This is a genomic window from Oceanospirillum sp. (assembly GCF_982874595.1).
This window is the reverse complement of the sequence record NZ_CEYNZH010000001.1, coordinates 208,033-227,230: the sequence shown is the minus strand read 5'-3', so window position 1 is coordinate 227,230 and position 19,198 is coordinate 208,033. Positions and strand designations below refer to the sequence as shown.

Below are 19,198 nucleotides of genomic sequence, written 5' to 3'. Positions count from 1 at the left end.
AGACAGTATCAGGTCGGGGTGTGTTCTAGCTGACCATGTTTCACGTGAAACACACTCATTGGCGTTGATGCCGACCAAGACGCGATCAGGGCATCCGCCTCCACACTGGTAATAAAAACCTGGCACTGCATCTCTTCCAGTACCCGGCATAAATAATTTCGGTGTTCACTATCAAGCTCAGCGGGCAGATCATCAACCAGATAGATACTTTGCTTCCCGGTCATTTTCTGCATAAGCCGCCCCTGTGCCAGTAACAGAGCACACACCACTAATTTTTGTTGTCCACGGGATAACACATCCACCGCTGGAAGTTTATTAACCCGAATCCTCAGATCCGCTCGATGCGGCCCTGATTGAGTAAAGCCTAAAGCCCAGTCCTTCTCACGATTCTGTCGAAGAACCTCAAGACAGCCAGAGCTTCTTTCCCAACCACGATAGTAACTCAGTGACACCTGATCAGAGAAAGACAACTCAGAAAGCGTCTGTTCAAATTCGGGAGTCAGTTGCTCAATGTATCGGGAACGGTACTGATCAATTTGTTCGGCATACCCGGCCAGGGACTTATCCCAGATGTCCAGCTGTGCAGAGCCCTGCATTTTACCATATTTCAGTAGTTTATTGCGCTGTTTGAGTGCTTTTTGCCCAGCCTGCCATACCGGGAAAAAACCATGTTCCACGTGAAACACACCCCAATCAACATACTGACGGCGCACTTTTGGGGAACCTTCGAGCAGCTGAAAGGATTCTGAGTTAATGGTCTGCACCGGTAATAGCTCTGCCAGCTGCGACGCCGATCGCGCCTGCTGACCAGAAATACGAATCTGCTGCTCGCTTAGCCGATTACGGGAAATGCCCACTGGAACAATCTGCTGGTGCTCTGCCAAGGCGTTAAAAACCTCTGCGAAGAGCGTGTAGGCATCCTGCTCAAAATTAATAATAGCGGGCGTTCGACTGGCCCGGAATGAGCGGCCGGTTGAAAGAACAGAAATAGCTTCCAGAATAGAAGTCTTTCCGGCACCGTTCTCACCGATGATGAGGTTAACTCCAGGAGCTGGCTGCAATCGAACCGATTGGAGATTCCGAAAATTTGCGATGTCTAGCCGTCGGAGACTCATTCAAAAATTCTCCGTGCCGGATATGAGCCGATAAAAACAAATAAAGCCTCACCGAGAATTCGGTAAGGCTTTATCTCAGTTCGAAAAAAAATCTGCATGTTCTCGCACAGACCAAGATCAAAACTAAAGTGATATGTCTTACAGACGCATCGGCATCACAACATAGAGAGAATCATCTTCGGTACCGAACTCTTCTATCAGGGCACTGCTATTTGCATCAGAGGCAGTGATTTTAACCTGGTCGTTATTCAGGACATCAAGCACGTCAAGCACATAAGTGACGTTGAACCCAATTTCCAGAGAATCGCCCTGGTAATTCACGCTGATATTTTCTTCCGCTTCTTCCTGCTCAGTCGGGTTATTAGCTGTAACTTCAAGATTACTGTCAGTCAGACAAAGCCTGACGCCACGGTATTTCTCATTAGAAAGAATAGAGGCACGATGCAACACTTCACGCAATTCCAGGCGGTCTGCAACAACAACTTTATTACCGTTACGCGGGATCACACGCTCATAGTCCGGGAACTTGCCATCAACCAGCTTAGAGGTGAAAACGTAGTCACCAGTTTTAACACGGATATGGTTACTGCCCAAGACGACCTGAACCGGCGTATCTGAATCATCAAACAGACGACCCAGACCGACAATCCCCTTATGAGGAACAATAGAGCGTACCACGCTGGTCGCTCCATGATCGATCGGCAGAGAACAGGTCGCCAGACGGTGGCCATCAGTGGCAACACTGCGCAGCATGCCGGGGCTCAGTTCTAACAACAGACCATTCAGATAATAACGAACATCGTTTTGTGCCATGGCAAAAGAGGAGCGATCCAACAGACGCTTGAACTCTTTCTGAGTCAGCTCGAAAGAGAGGTCCTGCTGACTCTCTTCCACTTTCGGGAATTCCGCTGCCGGAAGGGTTGAAAGCGAGAAGCGACTACGGCCTGAACGGATGATAACCTTTTGATCTTGAAGGGAAAATTCAATCTGAGACTGATCCGGAAGCGACTTACAGATATCAAACAGTTTCTTCGCGGGAACCGTTGTTGCACCAGGTACTTCCACTGCGCCATCAATAGAAAGGTGACTCAGAATTTCCACTTCCAGATCCGTACCTGTCAGAGACAGCCCCTGAGGATCGGCAACAACCAATACATTAGACAGTACTGGTAACGTCTGACGACGCTCAACAACACCATTCAAAAGTTGCAACGGGCGCAGCAGTGCTTCACGGGAGACGGTAAATTTCATAACAGGCTATTCCATAAACAGTTAACTGATGCCGAAACTAACAAGGCTCCGGTCATAGGTAAATTCTTTTTTCGTGAGAAATATTGTCCAAGATTTAGCTGGTCAATGCTCTTAACAAACTCTTGTAGTCTTCACGGATCTCAGCATTCTCTTCCTGCAGCTCTTTTACCTTACGACAGGCATGTAAAACCGTGGTGTGATCACGCCCGCCAAAGGCATCACCGATCTCGGGATAGCTGTGATTGGTCAGCTCTTTTGCCAATGCCATGGCTACCTGGCGAGGACGAGCAACAGAACGGCTACGGCGTTTAGAAAGAAGGTCCGGGACCTTAATACTGTAATACTCGGCAACCGTGCGCTGGATGTTATCGATACCCACCTGCTTATCCTGAACCGCAAAAAGGTCGCGTAGAGATTCACGAATAAAATCGGTGGTAATCGGCTGACCACGGAAATGCGAGTCCGCAATCACCTTCTTAAGAGCACCTTCCAGATCACGAACATTGGAGCGGATCTTCTGTGCAATAAAGAAGGCCGCATCATCGGACAGCAATACCCGCGCCTGATCCGCTTTTTTCTTCAGAATCGCAACACGGGTTTCCAGTTCCGGAGGGTCAATCGCTACAGTCAAACCCCACCCGAAACGGGATTTAAGACGCTCTTCCATGCCGCTGATCTCTTTCGGGAAGCGGTCACTGGTCAGAATCATCTGCTGACCACCCTCAAGCAGAGCATTAAAGGTATGGAAAAACTCTTCCTGGGAGCGCTCTTTACCGGCAAAGAACTGAATATCATCAATCAGCAAAGCATCAACGCTGCGATACAGACGTTTAAAATCATTGATCGCATTCAACTGTAGCGCTTTCACCATATCCGCCACAAAGCGCTCTGAGTGCAGGTACATCACCTTCGCATTAGGGTTTTGCTGTACCAGAAAGTTACCCACAGCGTGCATAAGGTGCGTTTTACCTAAACCGACACCACCGTATAGGAACAGGGGGTTATAGGCGCCACCGGGATTTTCAGCAACCTGACGTGAAGCCGCACGGGCCAGCTGGTTCGACTTACCTTCTACAAAGGTTTCAAAGGTGTGATTCGGGTTCAGGGCACTTTGGTGCTTAAGAGCACCATCAACCTGAACCGTACGCTCCGTTTTCATGCCGGAGCCGGAATGACTGTGACCGTATCCGGAAGATGCTGAACCGGAGCCTGAGGCATTCTGATTAGAGGACGGAGCCTTCGTAATGATCTCTACCGGAGGTTCATCACCGGGAGCTTCCGGTTCCTGAATAAAGTGAGGTCGAGGGGCAGCTGTACGCACAATAACACCGGGAGGTGTTGCTGGTTTCGCAGCGACATCCGGAGCTGCAGCAGTTCGCTTACTGCCGATCTCAAGAATCAGCTGAGGTGGCTGATTGTTACTCAGTTCATTGAGCAATTCAGAGATTCGCGCCAGATACTTATCAGAAACCCATTGGAGAACGAAACGGTTAGGCGCTAACAGTTTAAGACTTTGCCCTTCAGTGTCGGCCTGAAGAGGGCGAATCCAGGTATTAAACTGCTGCGAAGGCAGTTCATCCTGCAGGTAACCTAAGCATTTCTGCCAAAGAGCTAAAGACACAGTCGATCCCCAAGAAAAACAAAGCAGCATTTTATCGGTTAAGGCTCAGGTTATCCACACAGAGACTTTGAAATTACCGAATTTCATCGCTTTTGCTGCTGTGGATAACAGGGGTTGCTAGTAACATTGAGCCCTGGGGAGCAATCAAGGGATAATCTGGCATGTGCATAAGCCTTATTTTTATCCACAGCTCGCACCGAACATGCTGACAGTTAAAACCGTTTTTATCATCCTGCTTATACAATCCGTAAAGCCAGAGCTACCCTGAGCTGAAAGTCCTTATCCACAGAAAAGTCTTCCCTCTATATATATCACTACAATTATCTTTCTTTATTTAATAAATCTATATTGCTTCTGTTTAGAACTTTGGATAACTCAAGCCTGTACGATTTGAGTGGAATGAATCCCTGAAAATGTGAACCAGGAACAACCTTGGCAAATCTCATTGCAGACTTTTAAGATCCTGCAGAACGCTTTAGTCTGTTGAAATGGAATTTAATGTTTTAAATTCAGTCTGGTTACGCTTGTTTACGAGCTGAAAACTTATACACAACCACTTTTTCTTCAGGAAATATTTGAAGTCTCGGACTTAATTCACTAGAATCTCCGCCCTGATCAAAGACTAGGCGCACTTTCTGCGCCATTTTGAAAGTGAAAGTGTGGGAATACAGTCATGAAAAGAACTTTTCAACCAAGCGTTCTGAAACGCAAGCGCAACCACGGATTCCGTGCCCGTATGGCTACTAAAAATGGTCGTAAAATCATCACTCGTCGTCGTGCCAAAGGCCGTGCGCGTCTGAGTGCCTGATTTCTGGTCTGCTGATTTTTTAGCGTAATGACCAGTTACGGATTTCCCCGGAATGTCAGGTTATTGACAGCCGGGGATTACCGCTGCGTTTTTGATGACGTCCAGATCAAAGTATTTGGCCGTTGTTTTATGATTCTTGCCCGTCCTAATACTCTGCCCCACCCTCGCATCGGCCAGATTCTGGCTAAAAAAAATCTTCGTCGAGCAGTCGATCGAAATCGGATTAGACGTCTAACCCGCGAATCGTTCCGGTTGAATAAGCATCAGATGCCCGCGATGGATCTAGTATTGCTCACCCAGAAAGGTCTCAGCGATCTCTCTTCAGAAGAATATGCTCATCAGCTCGATTTGGCTTGGAAACGGCTAGAGACGTTATATCGCAAGAAGTCATCCGGTCAAAAGTCCGGCCACAACAATCGTGGTAAGCGGAAACCTCGTCCGGAAAAATAATAATCCTGATGCTATTTCTTAGATTTATCCTTGGTTTGGCTTGCCAGAGAGCAATGCCACACTCAAAATAGCATTTCATTTTTTCAACACGAATCCGGTAAGAGCATACCCATGGACGTGAAACGTTTATTTTTGATCATCTCCCTGGCCTTAGTGTCTTATCTGATGGTCGTACAGTGGAATAAGGATTATGGTCCTCAGGCACAGACGCCTGTGGTTCAGAATACTTTACCTTCTACTGACGCACCTTCAGCGACAAACTCGGGCAACGACGATATCCCACAAAATTCTGCCCGTGGCGATCTGGCCGTGAGCCCTGCTGAAGCCAGTACTTCACTGATTGAAGTGCATACTGATGTTCTGGATCTGCGCATTGATCCAAAAGGTGGTGACATTGTTTATGCCGCGCTACCTCAGCACACGGCTCGCGTCGATACCCCTGAGATTCCTTTTGTTCTGCTTGAGCGAAGCAAGGCACGTACTTACGTTGCTCAAAGTGGGCTGGCAGGTGTGAATGGGCCTGATGCTTCCCGTAAAGGGCGTCCATTATTCAGTACTGAGCAGTCCAGCTATCAGTTGAGCGAAGGCGCTGATTCACTGCAGGTTGATCTGAACTTCGTTCAGGAATCCGGTGTGCAGATCACTAAGCGCTTTACCTTAAAGCGTGACAGCTACAACATCCGTGTTGAATATCTGATCAACAATACCAGTTCAGAGGTTTGGTCCGGCTATCACTTTGCCCAGCTGAAACGGGATAATTCCCCTGACCCGACTCAGGCTGAAGGCATGGGAATGGTGTCCTATCTTGGTGCTGCGATCTCCACTCAGGCTGAGAAGTACGAGAAGATCACTTTTAAAGATATTCAGGAAAAAGACGTCAAGCGTGAGTCCGTGGGTGGCTGGGTCGCTATGATTCAGCATTACTTTGTCAGTGCCTGGATTCCGGATCAGAGTGCTAAACAGGAATACAGCACCCGTAGTACTTCCCGTGGCGATAATATTGTTGGTTTCTCAAGTCCTGAAACGGTTCTGCAGCCGGGTGAACAAACCACACTGGGTAGTAATCTGTTTGTCGGTCCCAAGGTTCAGGAACGTCTGGAGGCCGCTGCACCTAACCTGGAGCTGACGGTAGACTTCGGCTGGTTGTGGTTTATCGCACAGCCTCTGTTCTGGATGCTGAACCTGATTCACGGTTTCCTGGGCAATTGGGGTTGGGCCATTATTATCCTGACGGTGATGATCAAAGCCGCTTTCTTCCATCTGTCCGCATCAGCGTACCGCTCCATGGCTAATATGCGCCGTGTGGGTCCTGAACTGCAGCGCATGAAAGAGAAGTACGGTGACGATCGCCAGAAAATGTCTCAGGCGATGATGGAGCTGTATAAGAAAGAGAAGATCAATCCGATTGGTGGCTGTCTGCCAATTCTGATCCAGATGCCGGTATTTATCGCGCTGTACTGGATGCTGATGGAAAGTGTAGAACTACGTCATGCGCCGTTTATGCTCTGGATTGACGATCTGTCCGTTAAAGATCCGTACTTTGTACTGCCGATCATCATGGGCGCATCCATGTTTATCCAGCAGTTGCTGAACCCGACACCTCCTGATCCGATGCAGGCGAAACTGATGAAGATGCTGCCAGTGGTCTTCACGGTATTCTTCCTGTGGTTCCCGGCGGGTCTGGTTGTTTACTGGGTTGTGAATAACATTCTGTCGATTGCCCAGCAGTACGTGATTACCAAACGTATTGAGCAAGGTGATGGTAAGAAAGCTTAGCGTCAGTGAAGACTGAGTTTTAGCTTCAGAAAACAGCCCCTTCGGGGGCTTTTTTCGTTTTATCCACATACACTTTTGATTTAAACCCCTCTTCGCCGGATAATGCGGCAACTATTCAGACAGGGTCTAACGGGAGACGCCATGACACAGGCTACGGCATCCAGCATCGATACCATTGCAGCACAGGCAACGCCACCGGGACGCGGCGGTGTTGGAATTATCCGTATCTCAGGCCCTGAATCTGCCCGGGTGGCTGAAACCCTATTGGGAACACTGCCTAAGCCACGCTTTGCTCACTATGGCCCCTTCTATGGTGAAGACGGTGCGGTTATGGATGAAGGTATTGCGCTCTGGTTCCCCGGACCTAACTCCTTCACCGGGGAAGATGTTCTGGAGCTTCAGGGTCACGGCGGCCCCATCATTATGGATATGATGCTGAAGCGTGTGCTGAGCTGTGGAATTCGTATGGCGCGACCCGGTGAATTCTCTGAACGCGCCTTTCTGAATGACAAGATGGATCTGGCTCAGGCGGAAGCGATCGCTGATCTGATCGACAGTGTTTCTGAGCAGGCTGCTCGTAATGCCGTTCGTTCTTTGCAGGGGGCATTCTCCGATAAAGTCCATCAGCTTGTGGATAAGCTCACTCACCTGCGTATGTACGTAGAAGCCGCTATCGATTTCCCTGAAGAGGAGATCGACTTTCTGGCGGATGGCAAAGTGATGGCGGATCTGGAAGCGATTCAGGCAGAGCTGCAGGCGGTTCAGAACAGCGCCAGCCAGGGCGCACTGATGCAGGAAGGTATGACCGTGGTAATCGCCGGTCGCCCGAATGCCGGTAAATCCAGCCTGCTGAACTGTCTGTCCGGTAAAGACAGCGCCATCGTCACCGATATTGCCGGTACTACCCGGGATGTGCTGCGGGAACAGATCCATATCGACGGTATGCCGCTGCATATTGTTGATACCGCAGGTCTCAGGGAAACCCCGGATCAGGTGGAGCAGATCGGTGTGGAACGGGCCTGGAATGAGATCAAACAAGCCGACCGTGTACTGCTGATGGTCGACAGTACCGCGACTCAGGTTAACGACCCCCACACCTTATGGCCGGAGTTTATCGACCAGCTGCCCCCTTCCGTACCGGTAACCGTCGTCCGCAACAAGATTGACCAGAGCGGTGAAACAGCAGGCATTGATTTATCCACAGAGCGACCGGTGATCCGGCTTTGTGCCCGTTCCGGCGAGGGTGTGGATAATTTGACGCAGCACCTGAAGGAAACTGTGGGTTATACCGGCAGTACCGAAGGTGGTTTCAGTGCCCGTCGCCGTCATCTGGATGCACTGGAACAGGCAGGTGAGTTTATTAATAACGGCCACTATCAGCTACTGAATATGGGCGCGGGTGAATTACTGGCAGAAGACCTGCGCATGGCGCAACAGGCTTTGGGCGAGATCACAGGTCAGATGAGTGCCGACGACCTGCTGGGTAAGATCTTCGGTTCCTTCTGTATCGGTAAATAAACGATTAATAGATTAAGACAAGGAAGATAAGTGATGGCATTCAGTGCACCTGTTCGCGCCGCTTTCTGGATGTCCGGTGCACTCCTGTCCTTTATGGCGATGGCGGTTTCCGGGCGGGAGCTGTCCGCAGCCTTTGAGACCTATCATATTCTCTTCTACCGCAGTGTGATTGGTGTCGTTCTGATCGGTGCTCTAATCGCCTGGAAGGGAACGCATCTGCTGAAGACCGAACATCTGATGCGCCACGGCCTGCGCAATATCGCCCATTACGCCGGTCAGTACGGCTGGTTTTATGGGCTGGCCTATATCTCATTGGCGGAGGTGATCGCCATTGAATTTACAACACCGGTCTGGACCGCGCTGTTTGCCTTCTTTCTGCTGGGTGAGCGACTTACACCGGCACGACTTATGGCTCTGGTGCTCGGCCTGACCGGGCTGGTCATGATATTAAGACCCACAAGTGAAGGTCTTAATCCCGCTGCTTTTGCGGTTCTGGCAGGAGCCGTTGGCTACGCTTTTTCGTATATCCAGACCAAGGCGCTTTCCGCCACTGATTCCCCGCTGACGATCCTTTTCTATATGACACTGATGCAGTTGCCTTTCGGCATGGTGCCCAGCGTTTTGGACTGGCAGTCTCCAAGCTGGGAGATGATGCCCTGGATTGTTCTTGTGGGGGTAACGGCGATGAGTGCTCATTACTGCATGACCTGCGCCTTTAAACTGGCAGATGCCACCGTGGTTGTGCCGATGGATTTTCTGCGTTTGCCGCTGATTATGTGTGTCGGTTATCTGTTGTATCAGGAATCGGTGGATATCTGGGTACTGGCAGGTGCCGCCGTGATGCTCAGCGGCAACCTGATCAATGTGCGGGCCGAACAGAAGAAACTGAAAGCCTGACACCTGCCTTCCGGCAACACGCAACTTAAAACATCAGATCTATACAACCGCCAGCGTTACCGTCGCTTTTGCTACCAGGGTGCGCTGGTTATCCTTATCTGCCCAAAGCTCAGACTCGACAATCGTGAGTGTATTGCCGGGCTTCAGTACCTCGGCTTTACAGATCAGAACGTCACCGGATGCGGGACGCAGCAGATTGATTTTAAACTCAGCGGTCAGTACACGTTTGCCTTCCGCAATCAGGGTTGCTCCTGCAGCACCAGCAGTATGGTCACAAAGAGTGGCCTGAACACCGGCATGGACAAAACCATCCTGTTGCTGATGATCTTGTCTGATCCTAAGCCGGGTATCGCATATTCCCGGTTCGATACGCTCCGCTTCCATACCGAGTGACTGAATAAAGGGCGCGCTGTTAAGTACCCGTTCGACTTCCTGACGGTAATGTTCATTTTTAGGGGCAAACGGGTTCTTGTGGAGAGGTGCTGAGCTCATAGGATGCCTTCTTGTATTTATAGTGTGCTGACATACTAGAGGCTCAACGGGAGTTGGTGCAGTGTCCTGTGTGAATACCGGGTCGAACGGGTACCACGGGCAGCATCTAATAACACCATGTTTTATCGCGTAGCTCTGATCAGCAGATTTCTGGGGCTGACAGACTTGTCGCAGAACTGATGAAGTTCCACGTGAAACCCCGCTTCCTGAAGTGCCAGTGCCCGGTCCGCCACCAGCCAAATTTCCAGCACTCGGCGAAAATGGCTTTGCAACCATTCCAGCTTACGAACCATAAGCTGTTTTTCTGCCCCTTGCGCTAAGGCTTGAGATAGTTCGGTTTCACCGATAGGTAAGTTATCGCAGGCTTGATCATCGCTTAGTAGCTTGCGATTAATCAGGGCCCAGCGAACAAACTCTTTGAATCCACCGGAGAGCAGTTTCTTCGGGAAAGCCGGAAGAGGTTTATAGTGAGTTTCCCCTGTCAGAGACTGGCGTAAAAAGTCGAAGCTTAAACGCCAGTGCAGTTCAATATCCCGTAAGCGGCTGACACGCTGACCACCGGTCACGGTTTCCTGCAGCGGAATTTTCAGATCCTGACGACTAAGGCGTAACCGGCTGCTCTGCCCCACCTTTGACAACGGCTGATAAAACGCATCTGCGGTCAGATGATAACAACAGGGAGCAATAGCAAGCTGTTTGACTGTTTGCGAAGCGTTGCAACACAGAGTGATCAGTCGGGTATGAAGATCGCCACAGGCATGAAGGGCAACTGCTGCATGATGCTGGTGTAAAAGTTTTTCGGCTTGATTCGAAAGAGCATCACCCTGCAGTAATGATTGCCGCAATTGTGGATAACGCTTTTTTTGCTGAGAAACCAACACGTCTCCCTGAGCACAGAGGCTTTGCTGCCATTCGAGACTTGTGACCTGATAACCTTGTCGAATCGACAGCAGCCGGCCCAGATGGCCTTTGCCGGCACACCATTCGAGTAATTTGCGCTTCGGATTGTCTTCAGCCATTGGTAGAAAACAAGCAAACTGCTCAATCTGACTCCATTTGCGTCCGGGAACTCCTGTGCTCAAATGTTTTATCCACATCGGGTCCTGCGGAGAGGATTTTTTTGAGTTATCCACACCAGGAATGCCTTGCTGAATCTGTTCTAACTCGTCAAGACAAGGAATCCATCTCTCCAGCCACTGCTGTCCTGCTTCATGATGGCCACTTAATTGTTCGAACTGATCCGAATCCAGTTTCTCCAGCTCTGTCAGAAGACCTTCCGGTAACTGACGACACTCATTGAGTTGCTGAACATGGAACGGCTGCATCTGCCAGTAGGAGCGATATTGAGTAAGTAGTTGATCAGCATGAAGAAAAAGAGAGTGCAGCACATCAACCTCAGAAATGCGGTAAGAAAAGACAAACCTACCCGTACAGGGCTAAAAATCAGCTCTGGGAACAGGAAAATTTAATTTTACCGCTTAAAGGCTAAATAAGTGCCGATAAATGGAAACTAAATTGGATTTTACCCCCAAATGCAGGCACAATGCGTGCCCCTCAGGGTGTAAACAGCTGTTTTCTCCGTATCTGATCCTCGAATCAGCCCCGATTGCGCACAGCGCGTACCCTGCCATATGAGATAGCCATTTTCAGGCTATATGAAATTGTGAGTAGCCGGGCACAACAGAATGTGTGCCGCTGACTCCATGAAGCGAAAGTGGAACCCGTAATTGATATTGAGCGATATTTTTCCGCGTCAGTATGCTTGGATGAGATGCCAGGGGTTCCGTCATTTATACCTTAACGACTCAGGTAACCCTTGAATGTCATCAGAAGAAACTGTTGTATCCAGCTTTGATGAGCTGGGCCTTCCCGAAGCACTTGTTGCGACTGTAAAAGAAATTGGCTACGAAACACCTTCCCCTATTCAGGCCGCGAGTATTCCGGTTCTACTGAAAGGCGACAGCTTATTAGGTCAGGCACAAACCGGTACGGGTAAAACCGCATCTTTTGCTCTGCCTCTGCTATCCCGCGTGGATATCCGTCAGAACAGTCCTCAGGTATTAGTCCTGACCCCCACCCGTGAATTGGCGATTCAGGTCGCAGAAGCGTTCCAACGCTATGCACGTGATATGCGCGGATTCCACGTACTGCCAATTTATGGTGGTCACAGCATGACCCTTCAGCTGAAGCAGCTGAAACGTGGCCCACAGGTGATTGTGGGTACTCCAGGTCGTGTCATGGATCACCTGCGTCGTGGCACGCTGGACACCTCAACCATGAAAGCTGTGGTTCTGGATGAAGCCGATGAGATGCTGAAAATGGGCTTCATCGACGACGTAGACTGGATTCTGGAGCAGGTTCCGCAGCCACGTCAGGTTGCTCTGTTCTCTGCCACGATGCCGAACGAGATCCGTAAGGTGGCTCGTCGTCATATCCAGGGCGCTCAGGAGATCAGTATCGCGGCGAAAACCTCAACCGTTGATACCATCAACCAGCGTTACTGGCAGGTAAGCGGCGTTAACAAAATGGACGCCCTGACCCGCATTATGGAAACCGAAGATTTTGATGCGGCGATTATCTTCGTACGTACCAAAACCGCTACGGTTGAGCTGGCTGAGAAGCTGGAAGCCCGTGGTTACAGTGCCTCTGCACTGAACGGTGATATGAATCAGTCGCTGCGTGAGCGTACCGTTAATCAGCTGAAAAACCGTAAGCTGGATATCGTTATCGCAACAGACGTTGCTGCCCGTGGTCTGGACGTTGAGCGTATTACTCACGTTATCAACTACGACATTCCTTATGACACCGAAGCTTACGTTCACCGTATTGGCCGTACCGGTCGTGCGGGTCGTATCGGTGATGCGATTCTGTTCGTAACGCCACGTGAGCGCGGCATGCTGCGTGCTATTGAACGTGCTACCCGTCAGCGCATTGAGCGCATGGATCTGCCAACCCGTGAAATGGTGGCTGATCAGCGTGTTAAGCAGTTCAAAGACAGCGTTGTTGAGATGTCTGCAGCCGTTGGCGCTGAGATGGATTTCTTCCGTAAGCTGGTTCAGGAGCTGACCGAAGAGAACGAAATGTCTCTGGAAGATATCGCTGCGACTCTGGCATGGAAGGTTCAGGAGAAGCGTCCGCTGATTCTGCCACCAGAGCCTGAGCGTCCGCATCGTGAGCGTAACGACCGCCGTGATCGTAACGAACGTGGTGGAGAGCGCGGCGAGCGTCGTCCACGCCGTGAGCGTCCTACAGACGTTAACTTTATCCGTTACCGTATCGAAGTAGGCCGTGGTGATGGTCTGCAGCCAGGTGATGTTGTTGGTGCTATCGCTAACGAAGCGGGTATCGAGAGCAAGTACATCGGTAATATCCGTCTGTACGATCAGTTCAGTACCGTTGAGCTGCCGGAAGGCATGCCTCAGGACGTTCTGAACCACCTGCAGAAGACCCGTGTACGTCAGGTAGCAATGAACATCAGCGTGGATAAAGGTCCGGCTCCTAAAGATGAGCCACGTGGTGACCGTCCGCGTCGTCCACGCAATGATCGTCCACGTGGCGACCGTCCTCGCGGTGATCGTCCACGTGGCGACCGTCCTCGCGGTGATCGCCCACGTCGCAACGATGGCCCTCGTAAGCCTCGTAGTAACGACGAAGGCTAACCGACATCTGAGCTGAATCAGATGGCTGTTGCCGTTTAAAACCTTTCAGGTTTGAGAAACCCGCCCTTAAAAAGGCGGGTTTTTTTTCGTCTGAAGAAAAGTTTTTGGCTTAAATAACATAAAAACCGGACGGTATAAGAGCTGTATCACTGTGCTTAAAGTCTTGGGATAAACCGCGCATAAATACGTCTGTTGATAAGTCGCTTATTTACCCACAACATCCACTCAGGATACCCCTAGGCAGTCCTTAGGAAACCCGATGACTTAAACACAAGGTTAAACCCCTCTATAACGGGAGATTGCCAGGGTTATCCACAGATTTTATCCACACAATAACAATCACTATAATCATCTAATTAAATAAATGACTTTAATGATGTTAATTGTTAGCAAAAGGCAAAAAATCTTCACGATGACAGCATTTACAACCCTTCTCATTTGCGCAGGCAGGTATATACTTGTCCCCCTTCGCGAAACCAGCCACTTGTGCATTGTCCGCTCTTGTTTAGAAACAACAGCCTGAAGGCTCAGCCAGACAAGGGCACAACCAGATAGTTAGAGGTGATATTGTGGATTATCCAACCCGCTTTGATGTAATTGTGATCGGTGGAGGTCATGCGGGAACGGAAGCCGCTCTGGCATCAGCACGGATGGGCTGTGCAACCCTTCTGCTGACCCACAATGTTGAAACCCTGGGTCAGATGTCCTGCAATCCGGCTATCGGTGGTATCGGCAAAAGTCATCTGGTGAAAGAGATTGATGCCCTCGGCGGTGCTATGGCGCTGGCAACGGACAAAGGTGGTATCCAGTTTCGTGTCCTGAACAGCCGTAAAGGCCCTGCCGTTCGGGCAACCCGCGCGCAGGCAGACCGTATTCTGTACAAAGCGGCCATCCGTACCATTCTGGAAAATCAGGAAAACCTGACGATATTCCAGCAGGCAGCTGATGACCTGATCATGGATGGCGATAAGGCAGCTGGTGTCATCACCAGTTCCGGTATCCGTTTCCATGCTGAAACCGTGGTGCTGACCGCAGGGACCTTCCTGGGGGGGGTCATCCACATTGGTCTGGAAACCCAGTCCGGTGGTCGTGCCGGTGATCCGCCATCCATTACGCTGGCTAATCGCCTGCGGGAGATGCCGTTCCGCGTTGGTCGTCTGAAAACCGGAACACCACCGCGTATCGATGGAAAATCCGTCGACTTTTCCCAGATGGAAGCTCAGCCCGGTGATACCCCAACGCCTGTGATGTCGTTTATGGGTTCTCAGGAAGACCATCCTGAGCAGATCAGCTGCTATATCACCCACACCAACGAGCGTACCCACGATATTATTAGTTCAGGTCTGGACCGCTCACCGATGTATACCGGTGTGATCGAAGGTGTCGGCCCGCGTTACTGCCCGTCTATCGAAGATAAGATTCACCGTTTCTCGGACAAAGACTCCCATCAGGTGTTTATCGAGCCGGAAGGTCTGACCACCCATGAGTTATATCCGAACGGCATCTCCACCAGTCTGCCGTTTGATGTTCAGCTGGAACTGGTCCGCTCGATTCGCGGCATGGAAAATGCGCACATCATGCGTCCGGGTTACGCCATTGAATATGATTACTTTAATCCACAGGATCTTAAGCATACGCTGGAGACAAAATTTGTCCCCAACCTGTATTTTGCCGGACAGATCAACGGCACCACAGGTTACGAAGAAGCCGGTGCACAGGGTTTGCTGGCGGGTCTGAACGCCGGTCTGCGGGCTCAGGGCAAAGAAGCCTGGTATCCGCGCCGTGACGAAGCCTATATCGGTGTGATGGTGGATGACCTGATCACCCACGGCACCAGTGAGCCGTATCGTATGTTTACCAGTCGTGCGGAATACCGCCTGATTCTGCGTGAAGATAACGCTGATCTTCGCCTGACCGAAAAAGGTCGTGAGCTGGGACTGGTGGATGACCTGCGCTGGGCGGCCTTCAGCGCGAAAAAAGAACAGATCGAGCAGGAAACCCGTCGCCTGAGTGGCACCTGGATTCAGCCGAAAACGGAACAGGCGGCTGCGGTTGAAGCAAAAACCGGACAGCCGATGACCCGTGAATACAATCTTCTGGATCTGCTGAAGCGTCCGGAGCTGGAATATGATGATCTGGCCAGCCTGAAAGGTGAGCCTGTGGATAATCCACAAGTGGCGGAACAGGTACAGATTCAGGTGAAATACGCCGGTTATATCAGCCGCCAACAGGACGATATCGAAAAGCTGCGCCGCCATGAAGATACCGAGCTGCCAGTGGAGATGGATTACGACAGTATCGAAGGTATGTCGAAAGAGATTCGTCAGAAGCTGGGTGAGAATCGTCCGGAAACACTGGCTGCTGCCAGTCGTATCCCTGGGGTGACACCGGCTGCGGTTTCACTGCTGCTGATTCATCTGAAAAAACGTGCAATGGCGACTAACAACCAGCTGAACACGAAAACGAATCCCAAAACACCGGCCTGATATCAGGCCAGATTCAGATTGAACGGGTAAAGACTTTGAACGACAACGCTCTGGACAACCAATTACGCCGTGGCATTGAGGCGATGGGCCTGGAAATCAGCGATCAGCAACAGGGATTACTGATGGATTACCTTCGCTTACTGGAAAAATGGAACAAAGCCTTTAATCTAACGGCTGTGCGTGATCCGGCGCAGATGGTAGACCGCCATCTGCTGGATAGTCTGAGTATTCTGCCTTACATCAAAGGTCCTAACTGCATTGATGTGGGTTCCGGTGGTGGTTTGCCGGGTATTCCAGTCGCGATTGTACGGCCGGATCTGAACATTACGCTGATGGACAGTAACGGTAAGAAAAGCCGTTTTCAGTTTCAGGCGGTCACCGCCCTCAAACTCGACAATGTAACCGTTGTGAATAAGCGGGTTGAGCAGTATCAACCTGAGCAGCGTTTTGATCAGGTAATGAGTCGCGCATTCAGCTCATTGCAGGATATGATGCAGTGGACACTACATCTGGGTACCGAAAACGCTGAATGGCTGGCCATGAAAGGCGTTTACCCTGAAGATGAACTGCAACATCTGCCGGAAGGTGTGATCTGCAAAGAGGTTCATCGCCTGGATGTTCCCGGTTCTGATGGCGAACGCCATCTGGCACTTCTGAAGCGTAGCCAGGCATCAGCATAACCGGCCACAGGCAGCAACTGATCCTAATCAGAAACTGATAGCAGGAAGAAACGGATGACAAATGTATTCGCAGTAACCAACCAGAAAGGCGGTGTGGGTAAAACAACCAGCTGCGTTAATCTGGCTGCATCACTGGTTGCGACCCGTCGCAAAGTACTGTTGATCGATCTGGACCCCCAGGGCAATGCGACCATGGGTAGCGGTGTGGATAAAAATGAATGCGATTACTCCGTTTGTGACCTGCTGTTGGGTGAAGCCAGCATTGATCAGGTTCGGGTGAAAACCGATCCTGCCGGATATGACCTGTTACCGGCAAACTCCGATCTGACCACGGCAGAAGTTCAGTTACTGCAAATTGAAGCGGGTAATTTCCGCCTTAAGCGTGTACTTGCCGAATTAAGTGATCAGTATGACTATGTCCTGATCGACTGCCCGCCGTCGCTGAATATGCTGACGGTTAATGCGCTGACCGCCTCGGATGGTGTGATTATTCCGGTGCAGTGTGAGTACTATGCCCTTGAAGGTCTCTCCTCTCTGATGGAAACGATCCAGCAGATTCAGGAGACGGTGAACCCTGATCTTCGCGTCGAAGGCTTGCTGCGAACCATGTATGATCCCCGCAACAGCCTGACTCGGGATGTATCACAACAATTGATTCAACACTTTGATGACCGGGTCTATAAAACCGTGATACCGCGTAATGTTCGTTTGGCCGAAGCACCAAGCCATGGTGTGCCTGCGCTGATCTATGACGAAAAATCTAAAGGTAGTCTTGCCTACCTTGCCTTGGCTGGCGAACTGATCCGTAAAACCAGTCAGGCCGCCTGATACCGAACATTTTTTAATCACTTAATGCTGCACGCTTTTACTTAACGGGAGAATCCATGTCGGCGAAAAAACGAGGTTTAGGTCGTGGACTTGATGCATTGTTAGGCTCTGGTTCTTCCAGTCTGACGCAGCCCCGTGAAGTCTCTGTGGTTCCGGAAGTAAAAGCAGAACAGCCTGAAGCATCGGTTAAAAAAGAAACTCTGGATGGTGAAATGCGCCATCTGCCGGTGGAGTTTCTGACCCGTGGACGTTATCAGCCCCGTCGGGATATGGATCCTGAATCTCTGGAAGAGCTGGCCAGCTCGATTCGGGCCCAGGGCATTATGCAGCCGATTGTGGTTCGTCCGATCGAAAAAGAGCGTTTCGAAATTATTGCCGGTGAGCGTCGCTGGCGTGCGGCTCAGTTAGCTGAGCTGGATCAGGTGCCGGTCATTATTCGTGATGTCAGTGATGATGCTGCGATCGCGATGGCACTGATCGAAAATATCCAGCGTGAGAACTTGAATCCGGTGGAGGAAGCTTTTGCTCTGCAGCGTCTTCAGCAGGAATTTGAGCTGACTCAGCAACAGGTTGCTGATGCGGTGGGTAAATCCCGTTCAGCGGTAACCAATCTGCTTCGCCTTATTGCACTGCCGGATGATGTGAAGAAGATGCTCGAGTATGGTGATCTGGAAATGGGCCATGCCCGTGCGATTCTTGGCCTGGAGAGTAACGAACAAAGCTCGGCAGCAAGAACTGTTGTTGCCAAGGGGATGTCGGTTCGTCAGACCGAAGCCTATGTGCGTAAGCTGCAAACACCGGTAGAAGAGAAAGAAACTCAAACACCTCAGGCTGACGTTGAGTTTCTGCAGCGCAAGCTGGCGGAAACACTCGGTGCAGCCGTGCAGATCAGCCACAATAAAAAGGGCAAAGGTAAGCTTGTGATTAATTATTCCAGTCTAGAAGAGTTGGATGGCATCCTTTCTCATATCCAATAAATTTACCTCGGTAATTCTCCATCCTAAGACTAATAAAGCTTATCTATTGGTCTTAGATCAGGTTTTGAGCGGGTAATTCAGTTGAACGGGTTGCCTAATCAACCTATAATCCTGCGGTCACAAAATGACGTTACTCTGAATCTGTTCTGTGTCTTACACAGTAAGCAGGGTTTTTACGCGCAGATAGTTTAGGAGAGAAAATGGGCGCCAAAAGCGCACAGTTGAAACGACCTAAGGTTTTACGGGTTGTCGGACTGCAGGTTTTGGTCACTCTTCTGGTATCGGGCGGATGCTATCTGTTCGGTAATTTGACTCTGGCGTATTCGTCTCTCTTAGGTGGTATGGTTTGTTTTGTACCGAACCTGTACTTTGCCTGGCAGGTTTTTCTGCATCAGGGTGCGCAGGCGGCAAAACAGATTGTGAAATCCTTCTATAGAGCTGAAGCAGTGAAGTTTGGTTTAACGGCCGTATTATTTGCACTGGTATTTATCTTAGTGCGTCCCTTAAACCCAATTTCCTTTTTTTTAACTTACGCGGTAGTTCAGGTTGTTCATTGGCTCGCGCCTTTAGTTATCAAGCGCTAACACGCTTGGAACTAAAGTGAGCAAGGGATAACTAACAGCTACTACAAAAATTTCGA

The 19,198-nt window shown here is 50.3% G+C and carries 16 protein-coding genes; 11 read left to right on the top strand and 5 right to left on the bottom strand.

Annotation, left to right across the window (positions count from 1 at the left end; all coding sequences use genetic code 11):
- Positions 1 to 8: 8 nt before the first annotated feature.
- The 3 genes from recF to dnaA form a co-directional block, all read right to left on the bottom strand.
- Positions 9 to 1,115 carry a DNA replication/repair protein RecF gene (recF, locus tag AC4GL5_RS01015; RefSeq protein ID WP_490380921.1) on the bottom strand — a complete coding sequence of 369 codons (1,107 nt, stop codon included), beginning with the start codon at positions 1,113 to 1,115 and terminating at the stop codon, positions 9 to 11.
- 138 nt (positions 1,116 to 1,253) lie between these two features.
- Positions 1,254 to 2,366 (bottom strand): DNA polymerase III subunit beta, encoded by a 1,113-nt coding sequence (gene dnaN, locus AC4GL5_RS01010; protein ID WP_490380920.1) that lies wholly within the window; start codon positions 2,364 to 2,366, stop codon positions 1,254 to 1,256.
- A gap of 94 nt (positions 2,367 to 2,460) precedes the next feature.
- Positions 2,461 to 3,987: a chromosomal replication initiator protein DnaA gene (gene dnaA / locus AC4GL5_RS01005; protein ID WP_490380919.1), complete on the bottom strand. Its 1,527-nt coding sequence runs from the start codon at positions 3,985 to 3,987 to the stop codon at positions 2,461 to 2,463.
- Positions 3,988 to 4,660: 673 nt separating this feature from the next.
- Between dnaA and rpmH the strand changes: the two genes are divergently transcribed.
- From rpmH to AC4GL5_RS00980, 5 genes are all read left to right on the top strand, one after another.
- Positions 4,661 to 4,795, top strand: coding sequence for a 50S ribosomal protein L34 (rpmH, locus tag AC4GL5_RS01000; RefSeq protein ID WP_490380918.1), 135 nt, complete (start codon positions 4,661 to 4,663; stop codon positions 4,793 to 4,795).
- A 27-nt stretch (positions 4,796 to 4,822) separates the two neighbouring features.
- On the top strand, positions 4,823 to 5,245 hold the full coding sequence (gene rnpA / locus AC4GL5_RS00995; RefSeq protein ID WP_490380917.1) for a ribonuclease P protein component: 423 nt from the start codon (positions 4,823 to 4,825) through the stop codon (positions 5,243 to 5,245).
- A 111-nt stretch (positions 5,246 to 5,356) separates the two neighbouring features.
- On the top strand, positions 5,357 to 7,021 hold the full coding sequence (gene yidC / locus AC4GL5_RS00990; RefSeq protein WP_490380916.1) for a membrane protein insertase YidC: 1,665 nt from the start codon (positions 5,357 to 5,359) through the stop codon (positions 7,019 to 7,021).
- A 141-nt stretch (positions 7,022 to 7,162) separates the two neighbouring features.
- Positions 7,163 to 8,539: a tRNA uridine-5-carboxymethylaminomethyl(34) synthesis GTPase MnmE gene (gene mnmE / locus AC4GL5_RS00985; RefSeq protein ID WP_490380915.1), complete on the top strand. Its 1,377-nt coding sequence runs from the start codon at positions 7,163 to 7,165 to the stop codon at positions 8,537 to 8,539.
- Positions 8,540 to 8,572: 33 nt separating this feature from the next.
- Positions 8,573 to 9,436 (top strand): DMT family transporter, encoded by an 864-nt coding sequence (locus tag AC4GL5_RS00980; protein WP_490380914.1) that lies wholly within the window; start codon positions 8,573 to 8,575, stop codon positions 9,434 to 9,436.
- Between the two features lie 39 nt (positions 9,437 to 9,475).
- Here AC4GL5_RS00980 and AC4GL5_RS00975 read toward each other — a convergent pair whose 3' ends face one another.
- Positions 9,476 to 9,928, bottom strand: a complete 453-nt coding sequence (locus tag AC4GL5_RS00975; protein ID WP_490380913.1) for a PaaI family thioesterase — start codon at positions 9,926 to 9,928, stop codon at positions 9,476 to 9,478.
- Positions 9,929 to 10,050: 122 nt separating this feature from the next.
- Positions 10,051 to 11,316 carry a methyltransferase gene (locus AC4GL5_RS00970; RefSeq protein ID WP_490380912.1) on the bottom strand — a complete coding sequence of 422 codons (1,266 nt, stop codon included), beginning with the start codon at positions 11,314 to 11,316 and terminating at the stop codon, positions 10,051 to 10,053.
- Between the two features lie 432 nt (positions 11,317 to 11,748).
- Between AC4GL5_RS00970 and AC4GL5_RS00965 the strand changes: the two genes are divergently transcribed.
- The 6 genes from AC4GL5_RS00965 to AC4GL5_RS00940 all read left to right on the top strand — a co-directional run bounded on the left by AC4GL5_RS00965 (position 11,749) and on the right by AC4GL5_RS00940 (position 19,142).
- A complete protein-coding gene (locus AC4GL5_RS00965; protein WP_490380911.1) occupies positions 11,749 to 13,587 on the top strand; it encodes a DEAD/DEAH box helicase in 1,839 nt (612 codons plus the stop codon).
- 569 nt (positions 13,588 to 14,156) lie between these two features.
- Positions 14,157 to 16,073: a tRNA uridine-5-carboxymethylaminomethyl(34) synthesis enzyme MnmG gene (mnmG, locus tag AC4GL5_RS00960; RefSeq protein WP_490380910.1), complete on the top strand. Its 1,917-nt coding sequence runs from the start codon at positions 14,157 to 14,159 to the stop codon at positions 16,071 to 16,073.
- A gap of 35 nt (positions 16,074 to 16,108) precedes the next feature.
- The gene (gene rsmG, locus AC4GL5_RS00955; RefSeq protein WP_490380909.1) at positions 16,109 to 16,753 is read left to right on the top strand and encodes a 16S rRNA (guanine(527)-N(7))-methyltransferase RsmG; all 645 of its coding nucleotides are present in this window, start codon (positions 16,109 to 16,111) and stop codon (positions 16,751 to 16,753) included.
- A 54-nt stretch (positions 16,754 to 16,807) separates the two neighbouring features.
- Positions 16,808 to 17,581 carry a ParA family protein gene (locus AC4GL5_RS00950; RefSeq protein ID WP_490380908.1) on the top strand — a complete coding sequence of 258 codons (774 nt, stop codon included), beginning with the start codon at positions 16,808 to 16,810 and terminating at the stop codon, positions 17,579 to 17,581.
- Between the two features lie 56 nt (positions 17,582 to 17,637).
- Positions 17,638 to 18,558: a ParB/RepB/Spo0J family partition protein gene (locus AC4GL5_RS00945; RefSeq protein WP_490380907.1), complete on the top strand. Its 921-nt coding sequence runs from the start codon at positions 17,638 to 17,640 to the stop codon at positions 18,556 to 18,558.
- 200 nt (positions 18,559 to 18,758) lie between these two features.
- Positions 18,759 to 19,142, top strand: coding sequence for an ATP synthase subunit I (locus tag AC4GL5_RS00940; protein ID WP_490380906.1), 384 nt, complete (start codon positions 18,759 to 18,761; stop codon positions 19,140 to 19,142).
- The last annotated feature ends 56 nt before the right edge of the window (positions 19,143 to 19,198 follow it).